The sequence below is a fragment of the Streptomyces sp. NBC_00210 genome (assembly GCF_045160975.1).
GTDB lineage: Bacteria > Actinomycetota > Actinomycetes > Streptomycetales > Streptomycetaceae > Streptomyces.
Map to the genome: position 1 here is coordinate 2,758,798 of NZ_CP108120.1, position 16,260 is coordinate 2,775,057.

Annotated in this window: 15 protein-coding genes; 7 read left to right on the top strand and 8 right to left on the bottom strand. The window is 71.2% G+C overall.

Features of this window, described 5'->3' with window-relative positions; translation table 11 throughout:
- Positions 1-106: 106 nt before the first annotated feature.
- The 4 genes from OG729_RS12310 to OG729_RS12325 form a co-directional block, all read right to left on the bottom strand.
- The gene (locus OG729_RS12310; protein ID WP_360872112.1) at positions 107-1,807 is read right to left on the bottom strand and encodes a methylmalonyl-CoA mutase family protein; all 1,701 of its coding nucleotides are present in this window, start codon (positions 1,805-1,807) and stop codon (positions 107-109) included.
- 77 nt (positions 1,808-1,884) lie between these two features.
- Positions 1,885-2,208 (bottom strand): DUF3817 domain-containing protein, encoded by a 324-nt coding sequence (locus tag OG729_RS12315; protein WP_360872114.1) that lies wholly within the window; start codon positions 2,206-2,208, stop codon positions 1,885-1,887.
- Between the two features lie 107 nt (positions 2,209-2,315).
- Positions 2,316-2,825 (bottom strand): MarR family transcriptional regulator, encoded by a 510-nt coding sequence (locus OG729_RS12320; protein ID WP_360872117.1) that lies wholly within the window; start codon positions 2,823-2,825, stop codon positions 2,316-2,318.
- A gap of 10 nt (positions 2,826-2,835) precedes the next feature.
- Positions 2,836-4,368 carry an MFS transporter gene (locus tag OG729_RS12325; protein WP_405806000.1) on the bottom strand — a complete coding sequence of 511 codons (1,533 nt, stop codon included), beginning with the start codon at positions 4,366-4,368 and terminating at the stop codon, positions 2,836-2,838.
- A gap of 83 nt (positions 4,369-4,451) precedes the next feature.
- Here OG729_RS12325 and OG729_RS12330 point away from each other — a divergent pair, with 83 nt between their 5' ends.
- Positions 4,452-5,435 (top strand): DUF5937 family protein, encoded by a 984-nt coding sequence (locus OG729_RS12330; RefSeq protein WP_405806001.1) that lies wholly within the window; start codon positions 4,452-4,454, stop codon positions 5,433-5,435.
- An 18-nt stretch (positions 5,436-5,453) separates the two neighbouring features.
- Here the strand turns inward: OG729_RS12330 and OG729_RS12335 are convergent, their stop codons facing one another.
- Both OG729_RS12335 and OG729_RS12340 read right to left on the bottom strand, forming a co-directional pair.
- A complete protein-coding gene (locus OG729_RS12335) occupies positions 5,454-5,747 on the bottom strand; it encodes an MTH1187 family thiamine-binding protein (protein ID WP_360872124.1) in 294 nt (97 codons plus the stop codon).
- Positions 5,744-6,088, bottom strand: a complete 345-nt coding sequence (locus tag OG729_RS12340; RefSeq protein WP_360872128.1) for a DUF3817 domain-containing protein — start codon at positions 6,086-6,088, stop codon at positions 5,744-5,746. The genes OG729_RS12335 and OG729_RS12340 overlap by 4 nt, the downstream gene beginning before the upstream one ends.
- A gap of 196 nt (positions 6,089-6,284) precedes the next feature.
- Between OG729_RS12340 and OG729_RS12345 the strand changes: the two genes are divergently transcribed.
- From OG729_RS12345 to OG729_RS12360, 4 genes are all read left to right on the top strand, one after another.
- Positions 6,285-6,923 (top strand): AIM24 family protein, encoded by a 639-nt coding sequence (locus tag OG729_RS12345; protein ID WP_360872131.1) that lies wholly within the window; start codon positions 6,285-6,287, stop codon positions 6,921-6,923.
- Positions 6,923-7,573: an AIM24 family protein gene (locus OG729_RS12350; protein WP_405806003.1), complete on the top strand. Its 651-nt coding sequence runs from the start codon at positions 6,923-6,925 to the stop codon at positions 7,571-7,573. Before OG729_RS12345 ends, OG729_RS12350 begins: the two co-directional genes overlap by 1 nt.
- Positions 7,570-8,352: an AIM24 family protein gene (locus OG729_RS12355; protein ID WP_360872136.1), complete on the top strand. Its 783-nt coding sequence runs from the start codon at positions 7,570-7,572 to the stop codon at positions 8,350-8,352. Before OG729_RS12350 ends, OG729_RS12355 begins: the two co-directional genes overlap by 4 nt.
- A 129-nt stretch (positions 8,353-8,481) precedes the next feature.
- Positions 8,482-8,958 (top strand): MarR family winged helix-turn-helix transcriptional regulator, encoded by a 477-nt coding sequence (locus OG729_RS12360; protein WP_405806005.1) that lies wholly within the window; start codon positions 8,482-8,484, stop codon positions 8,956-8,958.
- A gap of 370 nt (positions 8,959-9,328) precedes the next feature.
- Here OG729_RS12360 and meaB read toward each other — a convergent pair whose 3' ends face one another.
- Entirely contained in the window at positions 9,329-10,285 is a 957-nt protein-coding gene (gene meaB, locus OG729_RS12365) for a methylmalonyl Co-A mutase-associated GTPase MeaB (protein ID WP_405806007.1), read from the bottom strand.
- Positions 10,286-10,317: 32 nt separating this feature from the next.
- Positions 10,318-11,526: an acetyl-CoA C-acetyltransferase gene (locus tag OG729_RS12370; protein ID WP_405806009.1), complete on the bottom strand. Its 1,209-nt coding sequence runs from the start codon at positions 11,524-11,526 to the stop codon at positions 10,318-10,320.
- A gap of 146 nt (positions 11,527-11,672) precedes the next feature.
- On the opposite strand from OG729_RS12370, the gene mce reads away from it, so the two are divergent.
- On the top strand, positions 11,673-12,101 hold the full coding sequence (gene mce, locus OG729_RS12375) for a methylmalonyl-CoA epimerase (RefSeq protein WP_360872148.1): 429 nt from the start codon (positions 11,673-11,675) through the stop codon (positions 12,099-12,101).
- 166 nt (positions 12,102-12,267) lie between these two features.
- Positions 12,268-16,227 (top strand): polarized growth protein Scy, encoded by a 3,960-nt coding sequence (scy, locus tag OG729_RS12380; RefSeq protein WP_405806011.1) that lies wholly within the window; start codon positions 12,268-12,270, stop codon positions 16,225-16,227.
- The last annotated feature ends 33 nt before the right edge of the window (positions 16,228-16,260 follow it).

The following is a 16,260-nucleotide window of genomic DNA, read 5'->3' on the forward strand; positions in this document are numbered from 1 at the left end:
CCACAGCGGCGGGACGCCACCGCGGACCCGTCCGGGCGCAACGCTCGGCTCGCACTGTCACACGGACGGCGGGGCGCATCGCGCGCCCCGCCGGCCGGACAGTCCGTCAGAAGCCGGGCGGCTCGGTGTACGTGCCCCACTCGTCCCGGAGCGCGTCGCAGATCTCGCCCAGCGTGGCCTCGGCCCGCACCGCCTCCAGCATCGGCTCGATCATGTTCGAGCCGTCCCGCGCCGCGGCCAGCATCGCGTCCAGCGAGGACCGCACGCGTGCGTCGTCCCGCTTGCCCTTGCGCTCGCCGAGCTCCCGGACCTGCTCCCACTCCACCTCGTGACTGACCCGCAGGATCTCCAGATCGCCGGTGACCGACCCGTGGTGGACATTGACACCGACGACCCGCTTGTCGCCCTTCTCCACGGACTGCTGGTAGCGGAAGGCCGACTCGGCGATCTCGCCGGTGAACCAGCCGTCCTCGATGCCGCGCAGGATGCCGGAGGTGATCGGGCCGATCGGGTGCTGACCGTCCGGATGCGCCCGGCGACCGCGCTCCTTGATCTGGTCGAAGATCTTCTCTGCGTCGGCCTCGATGCGGTCGGTGAGCTGCTCGACGTACCACGAACCGCCCAGCGGGTCGGCGACGTTGGCGACGCCGGTCTCCTCCATCAGCACCTGCTGGGTGCGCAGGGCGATCTCCGCGGCCTGCTCGCTGGGGAGGGCGAGGGTCTCGTCCAGGGCGTTGGTGTGCAGGGAGTTGGTGCCGCCGAGCACCGCGGAGAGCGCCTCCACCGCGGTGCGTACGACGTTGTTGTACGGCTGCTGCGCGGTGAGCGAGACGCCTGCGGTCTGGGTGTGGAAGCGCAGCCACTGCGCCTTGTCGGTCTTCGCGCCGTACACCTCCTTCATCCAGCGCGCCCAGATCCGGCGTGCCGCGCGGAACTTGGCGATCTCCTCGAAGAAGTCGAGGTGCGCGTCGAAGAAGAAGGACAGGCCGGGCGCGAAGGTGTCCACGTCCAGGCCGCGGCTCAGGCCCAGCTCGACATAGCCGAAGCCGTCGGCGAGCGTGTACGCGAGCTCCTGCGCGGCCGTCGCGCCCGCCTCGCGGATGTGGTACCCGGAGACCGACAGCGGCTTGTACGCGGGGATGCCCTGCGCGCAGTGCTCCATCAGGTCGCCGATCAGACGCAGATGCGGCTCGGGCTGGAAGAGCCACTCCTTCTGCGCGATGTACTCCTTGAAGATGTCCGTCTGCAGCGTGCCGTTGAGTACGGCTGGGTCGATGCCCTGCCGCTCGGCGGCGACGAGATACATGCAGAAGACGGGCACGGCGGGCCCGCTGATCGTCATCGAGGTCGTGACATCGCCGAGCGGGATGTCCTTGAACAGGACCTCCATGTCCGCGGCGGAGTCGATGGCCACACCGCAGTGACCGACCTCGCCGAGCGAGCGCGGGTCGTCGGAGTCGCGGCCCATCAGGGTCGGCATGTCGAAGGCGACGCTCAGACCACCGCCGCCCGCCGCGAGGATCATCTTGTACCGCTCGTTGGTCTGCTCGGCGTTGCCGAAGCCGGCGAACTGGCGGATGGTCCACGTGCGGCCGCGGTAGCCGGTCGGGTGCAGGCCACGGGTGAAGGGGTACTCCCCCGGCCAGCCGATCCGCTCGAAGCCCTCGTAGGTGTCTCCGGGCCGGGGCCCGTAGACCGGCTCCACCGGGTCCCCGGAGAGCGTGGTGAAGTCCGCGTCCCGCTTGCGGGCCTTGTCGTAACGGGCCTGCCAGCGTCGGCGGCCTTCCTCGATGGCGTCAGCGTCCATGCCTACGAATTTACTAGGACGTCCTAGTAAATGTCGATGGCTGACCGGCGCGAGCCTTGCGCGCGCCGGTCCGGGTTTTACGCTTCCGCGGTCGCGGGGGCGTCCGTGATCAGCGGACGGACCTCGCGGGTGACCCGCGGCTCGACGAAGAAAGAGGCCACCGGGATGCAGCCGGCGGCCAGCACCCAGAGCAGCTTGCCGAGCGGCCACTTCGCCTTGGAGCCGAGATCGAAGGCGAAGATCACGTAGATGATGAACAGCACGCCGTGGATCTGCGAGATCAGCAGGGTGTCGCCGATCTCGAACCCGCGCTTCAGGATGATCGCCGCGGTGAAGACCAGCAGCCAGACGGCGGTGACGTACGCCATCACCCGGTAACGGGACAGCACATTCGACTTCATGGGATCGAGCGTAACGGGACGCAAGGGCCGATCTTCGCCCGGGGCGTGTGGCCTGCCTCTCGCCCGCCTCTCGCCTGCTTTGCGCGTGCTTTCCGCCTGCTTCTCGTCTACTTCTCGTCGAAGTCGTTGGCGGAGATCCGCAGCGGGCGCAGCATCGCGAAGATCTCGGCGCACTCCTCCGCGTCGTACGCGCCGAGCCCGAAGTCCATCTCCATGAGGTCGCGGGTTGCCGCCTCGACGACCTCGCGGCCCTTGTCGGTGATGGAGGCAAGGGTGCCGCGGCCGTCGTTGGGGTTGGGCCGCTTGTCCACCAGACCCGACCTGACCAGGCGGTCCACGGTGTTGGTCACCGAGGTGGGGTGGACCATCAGCCGCTCGCCGATCTTGGACATCGGCAGCTCACCGGCCTTGGAGAAGGTGAGCAGCACGAGTGCCTCGTACCGCGCGAAGGTGAGGCCGTACGGCTTGACGCAGGCGTCGACCTCGGCGAGCAGGATTTGCTGTGCGCGCATGATCGACGTGATCGCGGCCATGGAGGGCACGGGGCCCCATCGCCGCTGCCAGAGCTCGTCGGCGCGGGCGATGGGATCGAAGGGGAGGCTGAGCGGCTTCGGCACGGCACCGACCCTACCCACTGGTCATATTGCGGTCAGCCCCGTCTCGCTCTTCGGTCTTTCGGGCCTCGGCGACCAGCAGCAGGCAGCTGAGGGTGCCGAGGGCTCCGGCGGCCGCGACGACCGTGCTCACCGGGAAGAACTCGGCTGCCAGCCCGGCCAGCGCCATGCCGACGCCCTGGATCGTCATCAGCCCGGCGGTGAGCAGGGTCATGGCCCGGCCGCGCAGTTCCCCGGGAATCTCCTCGATGAGCCAACGGTCGAGACCGAGGGTGTAGGCGGATCCGGCGCCGCTGAGCGTGAGCGCGACCAGGGCCCAGCCGAGGCCGGGGGTCGCGGCGTAGACGGTGAGCGGGAGCAGGGTGACGGCGGCCAGCGGCAGGACGATACGGGAGCGGGTGGCGGGACCCAGGGCGGATCCGGCGTACAGCTCACCCGCGATGGTGCCGACGGGCAGCGCGCACATGAGGAGTCCGAGGCCGGCGGGACCGATGCCGATGACGTCGGCGTAGGGGGCGGCGAGGGCCTCGGGCGCGACGCTGAACATGGGCGGCACCCAGAAGAGCAGCATGAGCACCCGCAGCCGTCGGTCGGCGAGGACCTGCCGGGCGCCGGAGAGCGAGGACCGCAGGAGGGCGCCGCTGTCACCGCCGCGCGCAGGGCGCCTCTTCGTGCCGAAGCGGAGCAGCAGCGCGGAGCCGGCGAAGGTGCACGCGGTGATGCCGAGCGCGCCCCGCGGCGACACGACCGCGAGCAGCAGTCCGCCCAGGCCGAATCCGGTGAGCACGGCGCTCTGCGAGACGATCCGCAGCAGCGACCGCCCGAGCACGAAGCGATCCCCGTTCCCCAGGATGTCGGCGAGGGTCGCGGTGCGCGTCCCGTTGAAGACGGGTGAGATGGCGGCGATGACACACCTCAGCGCGAGCAGGGCGGCGACGGGGGTGACGGGCAGCACCATTGCGGCGGCGCAGGCGGCACAGAGCAGGTCGCACACGACGAGCACGCGCCGCGCCGGGTACTTGTCGGCGACCCCGGCGAGCAGGGTCCCGCCCAGCAGATAGGGCAGAAACCCGAGCGCAAAGGTGAGGGCGCTGAGCATGGGGGACCCGGTGAGCCGGTAGACGAGCACGGTGAGGGCGATCTCGCTGACGACGACCCCGAGCAGCGACATGAGATGGGCGACGAAGACGGCCCGGAACTCGCGCACCCGGAAAACCCCGCGGTACCCGCCGGGTTCATCAGGGGCCACTGCCTCGCCCCGGCCGAACGCGGCCCCGAGAGCCTCGGTGTCCGTCCCACCGGGCTCGTACGCCTCCTTCGTACCAGGGCCGGACGCCTGTGGTCCGCCAGGCCCGCACGCCTTGCCCCTCGGCGCACCGGGCTCATACGCCTCCGCCCCACCAGGCCGGGACGCCTGACTCTTCCGCCCGGCGAAGCCTGGGCCGTGGGCGGGCCCGCCCGACGCCGCAGCCGCCGCACCGGGCGCGCCAACAGGGCCCGGGCGCTCGCCCCCCGCAGAGGACGCCCCCACGTTCTCTTCTCGCATGGCCCGCAGCCTGCCCAACCCACCCCACCCACCCCTAGACTTTCGGCTCCAGCCGAATCTTCCAGGGGAGGCCGAGCCACACCATGCCGTCCCACATGCACTTCCGCGAAGCGGATCTCCTCCGCATCCGGTTCGCCATCTCCCCCCTCTGGGAGACCCAGGAAGCCGTACGCACCCTCAAGCGCCCCGAGCGGCACGGCTATCACCTCCCCTGGCTGCGCCGCATCCGGCAGGCCGCCGCCGGGCTCGATCTCAGCGCGCTGTGGCTGCTGATGCCGCAGCGCGGGCACACCCCGGACTTCCTGGGGCCCCCGCCCATCGGGCCGGCCGCTTCCTTCGAGGAGGAGATCGCCGCCGTACGCAGCGTGGATCCCGAGGAGGCACGGCGGGGCCTGCAGTGGTCGCTGGCGTGCACCCCGGGCGCCGCCGACACCCCCCAAGGACGCGCCCTCCTGGCGGATCCCGCGCTGGCCGTCCAGGAGCTCGCCGGCGCCATGACGCAGGTCTGGCACGCGCTCGTCGAGCCGGAGTGGCCGCGGCTGCGCGCGCTCCTCGAGGCCGATGTGGCGTTCCATACGCGGCGGTTGGCGCAGGTCGGCCTGGAGGGACTGTTCGCCGGGATCGACCCCCGGCTGCGCTGGGCCGACGGCACCCTCACCCTCGCCACGCCCAGCGACCACGTACGCGATCTCGACGGCCAGGGCCTGATGCTGATGCCCAGCGTCCTGTGCTGGCCCGACGTCGTGACCGGGTTCGAGCCGCCCTGGCAGCCGACCGTCGTCTATCCGGCGCGCGGCATCGGCGCGTTGTGGACCGAGCAGCCGGGCCAGGCCACGGGGACCCTGGCGCGCCTGCTCGGCGACCGGCGCGCCGCCGTGCTCCTCGCGCTCGACGAGCCCGCCGGCACGACCGCGCTCGCGCAACTCCTCGGTCTCGCACCCTCGTCCGTATCGGCGCACCTGTCGGTGCTGCGCGACGCGGGGCTGCTCACCTCACGCCGCTACGGACACCAGGTGCTGTACGAACGCACACCCCTGGGCATCGCGCTGGCGGGCCACCAGCCCTGACGCACTGCCCGAGGGGGTTCAGGCGGACAGGTGGCGCTCCACCGTGTCGACCTTGGAGGTGAGGCCGTCGGTGACACCCGGCCGGATGTCGGCCTTGAGGACGACGGAGACGCGCGGGGCACGGGCCTCGACCGCGGCGACGGCGCGTTTGACCACGTCCATCACCTCGTCCCAGTCACCCTCGATCGAGGTGAACATCGCGTCCGTACGGTTGGGCAGACCGGACTCGCGGACGACGCGCACGGCGTCGGCCACGTACTCGCCGACATCCTCGCCTACGCCGAGCGGAGTGACGGAGAAGGCGACGATCATGCGTTGACCTTGCCTTCGCGGCGGGCGCGGGATGCGATGACCTCGTCCTCGGCGGCGCGCTTGAGCTTGCGCTCGGCGACGAAGCCGCCGAAGGGGAGGACGGAGAGAACGAAGTAGAGGGCCGCGGTCTTCTTGTCCCACTTGGTGCGGTTCCAGGCGTCCAGCCAGAAGAGCACGTACAGGATGAAGAGCACGCCGTGGACCGCGCCCATGACCGGGACCGCGTTGAACTCCGTTGTGCGCTTGAGCACCGAGCAGACGAGAAGCAGGAGGAAGGAGACGGCCTCCGGCGCGGAGACCAGGCGGAGGCGGTGGAGGGACGAGGCGGTCTTGATGTCCACGGGGGCACCTTCGGTGGGTGAGGCGGCAGTGATCTCTTGTGAACGCGCTCACAAGAGCCCACCCATTGTGGCAGCCGTCCTGGCCGAGCCGTGGTCCGGGGTGTCCCGGCGGAAAACGGAGCATCGGGGACAAGTCGGGGTTCGTATCCTCCCGGGGGATCTGTTCGCGCCGCGCACTGACGGTTAACGTCACCCCGTGGCAACGTTCCGACTCCAAGGCAGCAAGGTGCTCGCCGTCGACATGACCGGCGACGCCGTCAAAGCGAAGAACGGCTCGATGGTCGCCTACGACGGCCAGATGGCGTTCAAAAAGATGTCCGGCGGCGGTGAGGGCATCCGCGGGATGGTCACCCGCCGCCTCACCGGCGAACAGATGGTGATGATGGAAGTGAAGGGGCAGGGCACCTGCTACTTCGCCGACCGCGCGTCCGAGATCAACCTGGTGAACCTGCACGGCGACAAGCTCTATGTCGAGGCGAGCAATCTGCTCGCCACCGACGCCGGGCTGCGCACCGGGACGACCTTCACCGGGCTGCGCGGCGGGGCGACGGGCAACGGCCTGTTCACGACGACCGTCGAGGGCACCGGCCAGGCGGCGATCATGTCGGACGGCCCGGCGGTGGTGCTGCGCGTCACGCCGCAGTACCCGCTCTCCGTCGACCCCGGTGCGTACATCGCGCACCAGGGCAATCTGCGGCAGGACTTCCAGTCGGGAGTGACCTTCCGGACCTTCCTGGGCGAAGGCGGCGGCGAGGCCTTCCAGATACGTTTCGAGGGCGACGGCCTGGTGTACGTGCAGCCGAGCGAGCGGAACACCATCGGGGGCGACGTCTGATGCCGTTCCGTGAGATCAACTCGAAGATGGTCGAGGCGACGGTGGTCCCCGGCCAGAAGATGTTCAGCCAGCGTGGCGCGATGCTCGCGTACCGCGGCGATGTCAGCTTCACGCCGAACATCCAGGGCGGCCAGGGCGGCCTGATGTCGATGATCGGCCGGCGGGTGGCCAACGAGGCGACCCCACTGATGACGGTCCAAGGCAGCGGCACCGTGATGTTCGGTCACGGCGGGCACCACATCCAGGTCATCCAGCTGACCGGCGACACCCTGTACGTCGAGGCGGACCGGCTGCTCGCCTTCGACGGGACACTGCAGCAGGGCACGATGTTCATGGGCTCGCAGGGCGGGGTCATGGGCATGGTGCGCGGCCAGGTCACCGGCCAGGGGCTCTTCACGACGACCCTCAAAGGGCATGGCGCGGTGGCGGTCATGGCGCACGGCGGGGTGATCGAGCTGCCGATCACGCCGGGTCGGGCGGTCCATGTGGACCCGCAGGCGTATGTCGCGCACCACGGCGACGTACGCAACAAGCTCTCCACGGCGCTGGGTTGGCGCGACATGGTGGGGCGCGGCTCGGGCGAGGCGTTCCAGCTGGAGCTGACCGGCAGCGGCGCGGTGTACGTACAGGCCTCGGAGGAGAAGCTGTGACCGGTCCCGTTGTGTACGACCCGATGACGCTGCCGAGCGACGACAACGTCAACGCGTACACCTTCTGCGTGGAGCTCAAGGGCAGTCAGTGGTTCCTGCAGAAGGGGAAGATGATCGCCTACTACGGGCGCATCGACTTCAACGGCATCGGCCACGGCCGGCTGGACCGGCTGCTGCGGACCTCCTTCCACTCGCCGCTGCACGCGAGCGACTGGGTGGTGGCGGAGGGCAGCGGCAAGATGCTGCTCGCCGACCGGGCCTTCGATGTGAACTCCTACGACCTGGACGAGGGGAACCTGACGATCCGGTCGGGGAATCTGCTGGCGTACCAGCCGACGCTGGCGCTGAAGCAGTCGATCGTGCCCGGCTTTCTGACGCTGATCGGCACGGGGAAGTTCGTGGCCGCGTCCAATGGCCCGGTGGTCTTCATGGAGCCGCCGATCCGGGTGGATCCACAGGCGCTGGTGGGGTGGGCGGACTGTCCGTCCCCCTGCCACCACTACGACCACGGCTATATGACGGGCGTGATGGGCGGTCTGCGGGCGATGACAGGGATCGGCGGGGCCTCCGGCGAGGAGCACCAGTTCGAGTTCGTGGGCGCGGGAACGGTGCTGCTGCAGTCGACGGAGGCGCTGATGGCCGAGACCGCGACAGGTGCGGTGCCCGCGCAGGCGGGGGTCCCCGGGGGCCACGCCGGAGCCGGAGCCCCAGGTCAACACGGGTCCACTCCTCGCCTTCCCGGTCAGCTGGGGGACCTCCAGCGTCGCTTCGGCCTGTGAGCGGTAGTCTGCGGAGTGTGACGTCGAACGTCTGCACCCTTCTGCGCGCGGTGCGCCTTGTGCGCCGGGTGCCTGGCGTCACACTTCCCGACTTCGTCCGTCTTTCAACTTCTTAGGTAGAATCCATATATGGAGACCGAGACGGCCACCCGCTGGCTGACCGATGACGAGCAGTGCGCCTGGCGCACCCACCTGGACGTCAGCAGGCTGCTGATGCACCAGCTCGAGAAGGACCTCCAGCCGTTCGGCCTGACCAACAACGACTACGAGATCCTGGTCAACCTCTCGGAGTCGCCGGACCGGCGTATGCGGATGAGCGACCTGGCCGCGGCGACGCTGCAGTCCAAGAGCCGCCTCTCCCACCAGATCACCCGGATGGAGAACGCGGGTCTTGTCCGCAGAGTGAACTGCGAGTCGGACCGTCGCGGGCTGTACGCGGTCCTGACCGAGCAGGGCATGGAGACGATGCAGAAGGTCGCGCCGCATCATGTCGCGTCCGTACGCAAGCACTTCATCGACCTGCTGACGCCGGAGGCGCTGGCGGACCTTCGGGAGTCACTGTCACCGGTGGCGGACCACCTGCGGGGGCACCGGGGCAAGCCGTAGCGTTCGGGGCCCGCGCTGGGAGGGTGCGGTGGTGCGATGCGCGGATCGCGCTGGGCGTACCCGGGAGGCGATGCGCGGCGTGAGGCCGCGGGGGCTGGCCTCCCCGTGAGGCCGCGGGGGGCCGTTGAAGCCCAGGGCCCTGTCCGCGTATCGGGCTACGCGATGCGAAACCGCCCCGCACAAAGGGCGGGGGCTTGGCCCGTTTCGCGAACAGGCCGCGGAACAACGGCCGTTGACGCCGGGGCGTGCCCCGGGCCTCAGACAGCCCATTCCCCTGCGGCGCGAAGCCGCCGCGCACCGCGCGTCCCGGGGGGCCTGACCCCGGTTCGGGAAGGGGCGGGGCGGGGCGGGGAGAGAGAAGACCCCCGCGTCAGCCCTCCGTCAGGCCCGCCACCAGCTCGTCCGCCGCCCCGTACGGGTCCAGCTCCCCCGCCACGATGCGCTCCGCCAGCGTGCCCAGCCGGCGGTCCCCGTGCAGGTCGCCGATCCGCTCCCGCAGTGCCGTCATCGCGATCGCCTCCACCTCGCCCGCCGCGCGGCGGGCCCGGCGGTCTGCCAGTACGCCGTGTTCCTCCATCCACGCGCGGTGCTTCTCGAGCGCCTCGACGACCTCGTCGATGCCCTCGCCCCGCGCCGCCACCGTCTTCACGATCGGCGGACGCCAGTCCCCGGGGCCTCGTGCCTCGCCCAGGCCCAGCATGTGGTTCAGCTCGCGGGCCGTCGCATCAGCCCCGTCCCGGTCCGCCTTGTTCACGACGTACACATCGCCGATCTCGAGGATGCCCGCCTTCGCCGCCTGGATGCCGTCGCCCATCCCGGGGGCGAGGAGGACCACCGACGTATCGGCCTGGGAGGCGATCTCGACCTCCGACTGCCCGACGCCGACCGTCTCCACGAGGATCACGTCGCAGCCCGCCGCGTCCAGCACCCGGATCGCCTGCGGAGCCGCCCAGGCGAGACCGCCCAGGTGCCCGCGCGTGGCCATCGAGCGGATGTAGACGCCCGGGTCGGACGCGTGATCCGACATCCGGACCCGGTCGCCGAGCAGCGCCCCGCCCGAGAAGGGCGAGGACGGGTCGACGGCCAGGACGCCGACCCGCTTGCCCGCCTTGCGGTACGCGGACACCAGCGCCGAGGTGGACGTGGATTTACCGACGCCGGGCGAGCCCGTCAGGCCCACCACGTACGCCCCTCCCGCCAGCGGAGCCAGCGCCGCCATCACCTCGCGCAGCTGCGGTGACGCCCCCTCGACGAGTGAGATCAGCCGGGCCACGGCCCGCGGCCGGCCCTCCCTCGCCTGGGCAACCAGCTGGGGGACGTCCACCATGCGAGCGCTCCTTACTTGCCGTTGCCCCGGACTTACTTGCCGTTGCCCGGGACGCGGACGATCAGCGCGTCACCCTGGCCGCCGCCACCGCACAGCGCGGCCGCACCCACTCCGCCGCCCCGGCGCTTCAGCTCCAGCGCCAGGTGGAGGACCACCCGCGCGCCGGACATGCCGATGGGGTGGCCGAGTGCGATCGCGCCGCCGTTGACGTTCACCTTTTCCGGGGATACCCCCAGATCCTTCATTGACTGCACGGCAACCGCCGCGAACGCCTCGTTGATCTCGATGAGGTCGAGGTCCTCGACGCCGATGCCCTCCTTGCCCAGCGCGTGCCGGATGGCGTTGGACGGCTGCGACTGGAGGGAGTTGTCGGGGCCGGCCACGTTCCCGTGGGCGCCGATCTCCGCGATCCACTCCAGGCCCAGTTCCTCGGCCTTGGCCTTGCTCATCACCACGACGGCCGCCGCGCCGTCGGAGATCTGCGAGGACGTACCGGCGGTGATCGTGCCGTCCTTGGCGAACGCGGGGCGCAGCTTGCCCAGCGAATCCACCGTGGTCTCGGCGCGGATGCCCTCGTCCTTGGCGAAGACGACCGGCTCGCCCTTGCGCTGCGGGATCTCGACCGGCGTGATCTCCGCCTCGAAGATGCCGTTCTTCTGCGCGGCCGCGGCCCGCTGGTGGGAGAGCGCCGCGATCTCGTCCTGCGCGGCGCGCGCGATGCCGAGCCGGGTGTTGTGCTTCTCCGTCGACTCGCCCATGGCGACGCCCTCGAAGGAGTCGGTCAGACCGTCGTACGCCATGGCGTCGAGCATCTCGACAGCGCCGTACTTGAAGCCATCGCGCGACTTCGGCAGCAGATGCGGCGCGTTGGTCATCGACTCCTGACCGCCGGCGACGACCACGTCGAACTCACCCGCGCGGATCAGCTGGTCGGCCAGCGCGATGGCGTCGAGCCCGGAGAGACAGACCTTGTTGACAGTGAGCGCGGGCACGCTCATCGGGATGCCCGCCTTGACCGCGGCCTGGCGTGCCGGGATCTGCCCTGCCCCGGCCTGCAACACCTGGCCCATGATCACGTACTGCACCTGATCGCCGCCGATGCCCGCCCGGTCCAGCGCGGCCTTGATGGCGAAGCCGCCAAGATCGGCGCCGGAGAAGGACTTGAGCGAGCCGAGCAGGCGTCCCATGGGCGTACGGGCGCCCGCGACGATCACTGAGGTGTTACCGGTCGTTCCTGACATGAGGCACGATCCCCTTCCAGCACGGAGCTGAGGAGTGAACGAGGGTTTACCTCAATGTACTGAGCGGTACGGCCCCAGGTCACCGGGCAGCCAGTGTGATCGCGCGCACGTTGCGTAACCACCGTCCGGGGCGCTGCACTGGGGGAATGCTGACGCGAATCGACCACATCGGGATCGCCTGTTTCGACCTCGACAAGACTGTCGAGTTCTACCGGGCCACATACGGCTTCGAGGTGTTCCACACCGAGATCAACGAGGAGCAGGGCGTACGCGAAGCCATGCTCAAGATCAATGAGACGTCCGACGGCGGCGCCTCCTACCTCCAGCTCCTGGAACCCACCCGGGAGGACTCCGCGGTGGGAAAGTGGCTGGCCAAGAACGGTGAGGGCGTGCACCACATCGCCTTCGGCACCGCCGACGTGGACGGTGACGCACAGTCGATCCGCGAGAAGGGCGTGCGAGTCCTCTACGACCAGCCACGTATCGGCTCCATGGGCTCCCGTATCACTTTTCTCCACCCCAAGGACTGCCACGGCGTCCTCACCGAACTCGTCACCTCTGCAACGGACCACTGACCTCCGGATTCCCGGCCCGGTAGAGTGGGCGATTCCGGGCCGGGGCCGGGTCGGGGCCGCGCCGCGTTCCCTCCGTTGATCTGTCACCATTCCCCGGGGGGCCGTTCGCCGGCGAACGGTGCTCGTACGGAGTCAGTTGCGACCAGGGGACGGATGGGACCGCGCAGTGCGGGGCTACGAACGCCAGGAGAGCCACCGAGCTGACGACGACCACCTCTCGCGGTTCGAAGCCGAGATGGACCGGCTGAAGACCGAGCGGGAGAAGGCCGTCCAGCACGCCGAGGACCTCGGTTACCAGGTCGAGGTGTTGCGCGCCAAGCTCCATGAGGCGAGGCGCAGTCTGGCCTCCCGTCCTGCCTACGACAGCGCCGACATCGGCTACCAGGCCGAGCAGCTGCTGCGTAACGCCCAGATCCAGGCCGACCAGCTGCGCTCCGACGCCGAGCGGGAACTGCGTGAGGCCCGCGCCCAGACCCAGCGCATCCTCCAGGAGCACGCCGAGCACCAGGCCCGTCTCCAGGCCGAACTGCACTCCGAGGCGAACCAGCGCCGCCAGCGCCTCGACCAGGAGCTGGCCGAGCGCCGGCAGACCGTCGAGGCGCACGTCAACGAGAACGTCGCCTGGGCCGAGCAGCTGCGCGCCCGCACCGAGGCGCAGGCCCGCCGGCTCCTCGACGAGTCCCGCGCCGAGTCCGAGCAGTCGCTGGCCGCGGCCCGCGCCGAGGCCACCCGGGTCGCCGAGGAGGCACGTCAGCGGCTCGGCTCCGAGGCGGAGTCCGCCCGCGCCGAGGCCGAGTCGATCCTGCTGCGCGCCCGCAAGGACGCCGAACGGCTGCTGAACGCCGCCTCCAACCAGGCGCACGAGGCCACCTCCCACGCCGAGCAGCTGCGCTCGTCCACCACCGCCGAGTCCGACCAGGCCCGCCAGCAGGCCGCCGAACTGAGCCGCGCCGCCGAGCAGCGGATCGCGGAGGCGGAGGAGAAGCTGCGCGAGGCCCGCGCGGAGTCCGAGAAGCTGCTGACCGAGGCCAAGGAGTCGGCGGCCAAGCAGCTGGCGTCCGCCGAGTCGGTCAACGAGCAGCGCACCCGTACCGCCAAGGCGGAGATCGCCCGGCTGGTCGGCGAGGCCACCAAGGAGTCCGAGGCGCTCAAGGCCGAGGCCGAGCAGGCGCTCGCGGACGCCAAGGCCGAGGCCGAGAAGCTGGTCGCGGCCGCGGCGGAGAGCGCCAAGACGGTCGCGGCCGAGGACTCGGCTGCCCAGCTCGCCAAGGCGGCCCGTACCGCCGAGGAGGTCCTGACCAAGGCCTCCGAGGAGGCGAAGGCCACCACGCGCGCGGCGGGCGAGGAGGCCGAGCGGATCCGCCGCGAGGCCGAGGCCGAGGCGGACCGGCTGCGCGGCGAGGCCGCCGAGCAGGCCGATCAGCTCAAGGGCGCGGCCAAGGACGACACCAAGGAGTACCGGGCCAAGACCGTCGAGCTGCAGGAGGAGGCGCGCAGGCTGCGCGGAGAGGCCGAGCAGCTGCGCGCCGAGGCGATCGCCGAGGGCGAGCGGATTCGCGGCGAGGCCCGCCGGAAGGCCGTCCAGCAGATCGAGGAGGCGGCCAGCACCGCCGAGGAGCTGCTGACCAAGGCGCGGGCCGACGCAGACGAGATGCGTTCGGCGGCGACCACCGACAGCCAGCGGGTCCGTACCGAAGCGATCGAGCGCGCCACCACCCTGCGCAAGCAGGCCGAGGAGACCTTGGAGCGCACCCGCGCCGAGGCCGAGCGGCTGCGTACCGAGGCCGAGGAGCAGGCCGAGGGCGTACGGTCCGTGGCCGAAGCGGCCGCTGCCCAACTGCGCGAGGAGGCCGAGCGGAGCATCGCCGCCCGCCAGGCCGAGGCCGCCGAAGAGCTGACGCGGCTGCACACCGAGGCCGAGTCCCGGCTCGCCGCCGCCGAGCAGAACCTGGCCGACGCCCGGGGCGAGGCCGAGCGGCTGCGCCGCGAGGCGGCCGAGGAGACCGAGCGGCTGCGTACGGAGGCGGCCGAGCGGATCCGTACGCTCCAGGCGCAGGCCGAGCAGGAGGCCGAGCGGCTGCGCACGGAGGCCGCGGCCGACGCGTCCAGTGCCCGGGCCGAGGCGGAGAACGTCGCGGTACGGCTGCGCAGCGACGCCGCCAACGAGGCCGAGCGGCTCAAGACCGAGGCGCAGGAGAGCGCCGACCGGCTGCGCGCGGAGGCCGCGGCCGCCGCCGACCGGATCGGCGTCGAGGCCGCCGAGGCGCTTGCCGCCGCCCAGGAGGAGGCGAACCGCCGCCGCCGGGAGGCCGAGGAGACCCTCGACTCCGCGCGCACGGAAGCGAATCAGGAGCGCGAGCTCGCCCGCGAGCAGAGCGAGGAGCTGCTCGCCTCCGCCCGCAAGCGGGTCGAGGAGGCCCAGGCCGAGGCGCAGCGCCTCGTCGAGGAGGCCGACCGCCGGGCCACCGAGATGGTCTCCGCCGCGGAACAGACCGCCCAGCAGGTACGGGACTCCGTCAACGGCCTCCACGAGCAGGCCGAGCAGGAGATCGCCGGACTGCGCTCCGCCGCCGAGCACGCGGCCGACCGCACCAGGACCGAGGCGCAGGAGGAGGCGGACCGGGTCCGCGCCGATGCGTACGCCGAGCGGGAGCGGGCCGCCGAGGACGCGAGCCGCCTGCGGGCACGGGCCCAGGAGGAGACGGACGCGGCCAATGCGCTCGCCGAGCGGACCGTCGGCGAGGCCATCACCGAGTCGGACCGGCTGCGCGCAGACACCGCCGAGTACGCCCAGCGCATGCGCACGGAGGCGACGGACGCCCTGGCATCGGCCGAGCAGGACGCCTCGCGCAGCCGCGCCGAGGCCCGCGAGGACGCCAACCGCATCCGCTCGGACGCCGCGGCCCAGGTCGACCTGCTCATCGGCGAGGCGTCGAGCGAGAGCGAGCGGCTGCGCACCGACGCAGCGGAGGCACTGGCCGGCGCCGAGGCGGCCGCGGCACGGCTGCGGGCGGAGGCCGAGCAGGTCAAGGCGGACGCCGAGGCCGAGGCCGAGCGGCTGCACGCCGGCATCCGGGCCGAGGGCGAGCAGATCCTCGACGAGGCCCGCCAGGCCGCCGACAAGCGCCGCAGCGACGCGGCCACCCAGGCCGACCAGCTGATCTCCGAGGCGTCCGGCGAGGCGGAGCGGCTGCGCGCCGAGGCCGCCGAAACGGTCGGCTCGGCCCAGCAGGCGGCCGAGCGCATCAAGTCCGAGGCGCAGAAGATCAAGGCGGACGTCGAGGCCGCGGCCGAGCGGACGCGTGCTCAGGCCCGGCAGGAGGCGGAGCGTACGGTCGACGAGGCGCGCGAGGCCGCGGCCAAGCGCCGCGCGGACGCCGCCGAACAGGCCGACCAGCTCGTCAACAAGGCCCAGGAAGAGGCGCTGCGCGCTGCCACCGAGGCCGAACAACAGGCGGACACGATGGTCGGCGCGGCCCGCACGGAGGCCGAGCGGCTGGTCGCCGACGCGACCGTCGAGGGCAACTCCCTGGTGGAGAAGGCCCGCACGGACGCGGACGAGCTGCTGGTCGGAGCGCGCCGGGACGCCACCGCCATCAGGGAGCGGGGCGAGGAGCGGCGCGCCCGCGTCGAGGCCGAGATCGAGGAGCTGCACGAGCGGGCCCGCCGGGAGACCGCCGAGCAGATGAAGACGGCCGGCGAGCGCGTCGACCAGCTGGTGAAGGCCGCAACCGAGCAGCAGGCCGAGGCCGAGGCGAAGGCCAAGGAGCTGGTCTCCGATGCCAATTCGGAGGCGAGCAAGGTCCGTATCGCCGCGGTCAAGAAGGCGGAGGGGCTGCTCAAGGAGGCCGGACAGAAGAAGGCCGAGCTGATCCGCGAGGCCGAGCGGATCCGGACGGATGCCCAGGCCGAGGCGGACCGCATGGTCGACGAGGGCAAGCGCGAGCTCGACGTGCTGGTGCGCAGGCGCGAGGACATTCAGGCGGAGATTTCCCGTGTCCAGGACGTTCTTGAAGCGTTGGAATCTTTCGAAGCGCCGTCGGGGGGTAGCAAGGAGGGCGGCGGTGTGAAAGCGGGTGTGACAGCCGGGGTTACACGTTCGAGTGGCAAGTCGTCCGACACCTAGCCACTCAAAAGGCTGGACATTCTCCAGATCAAA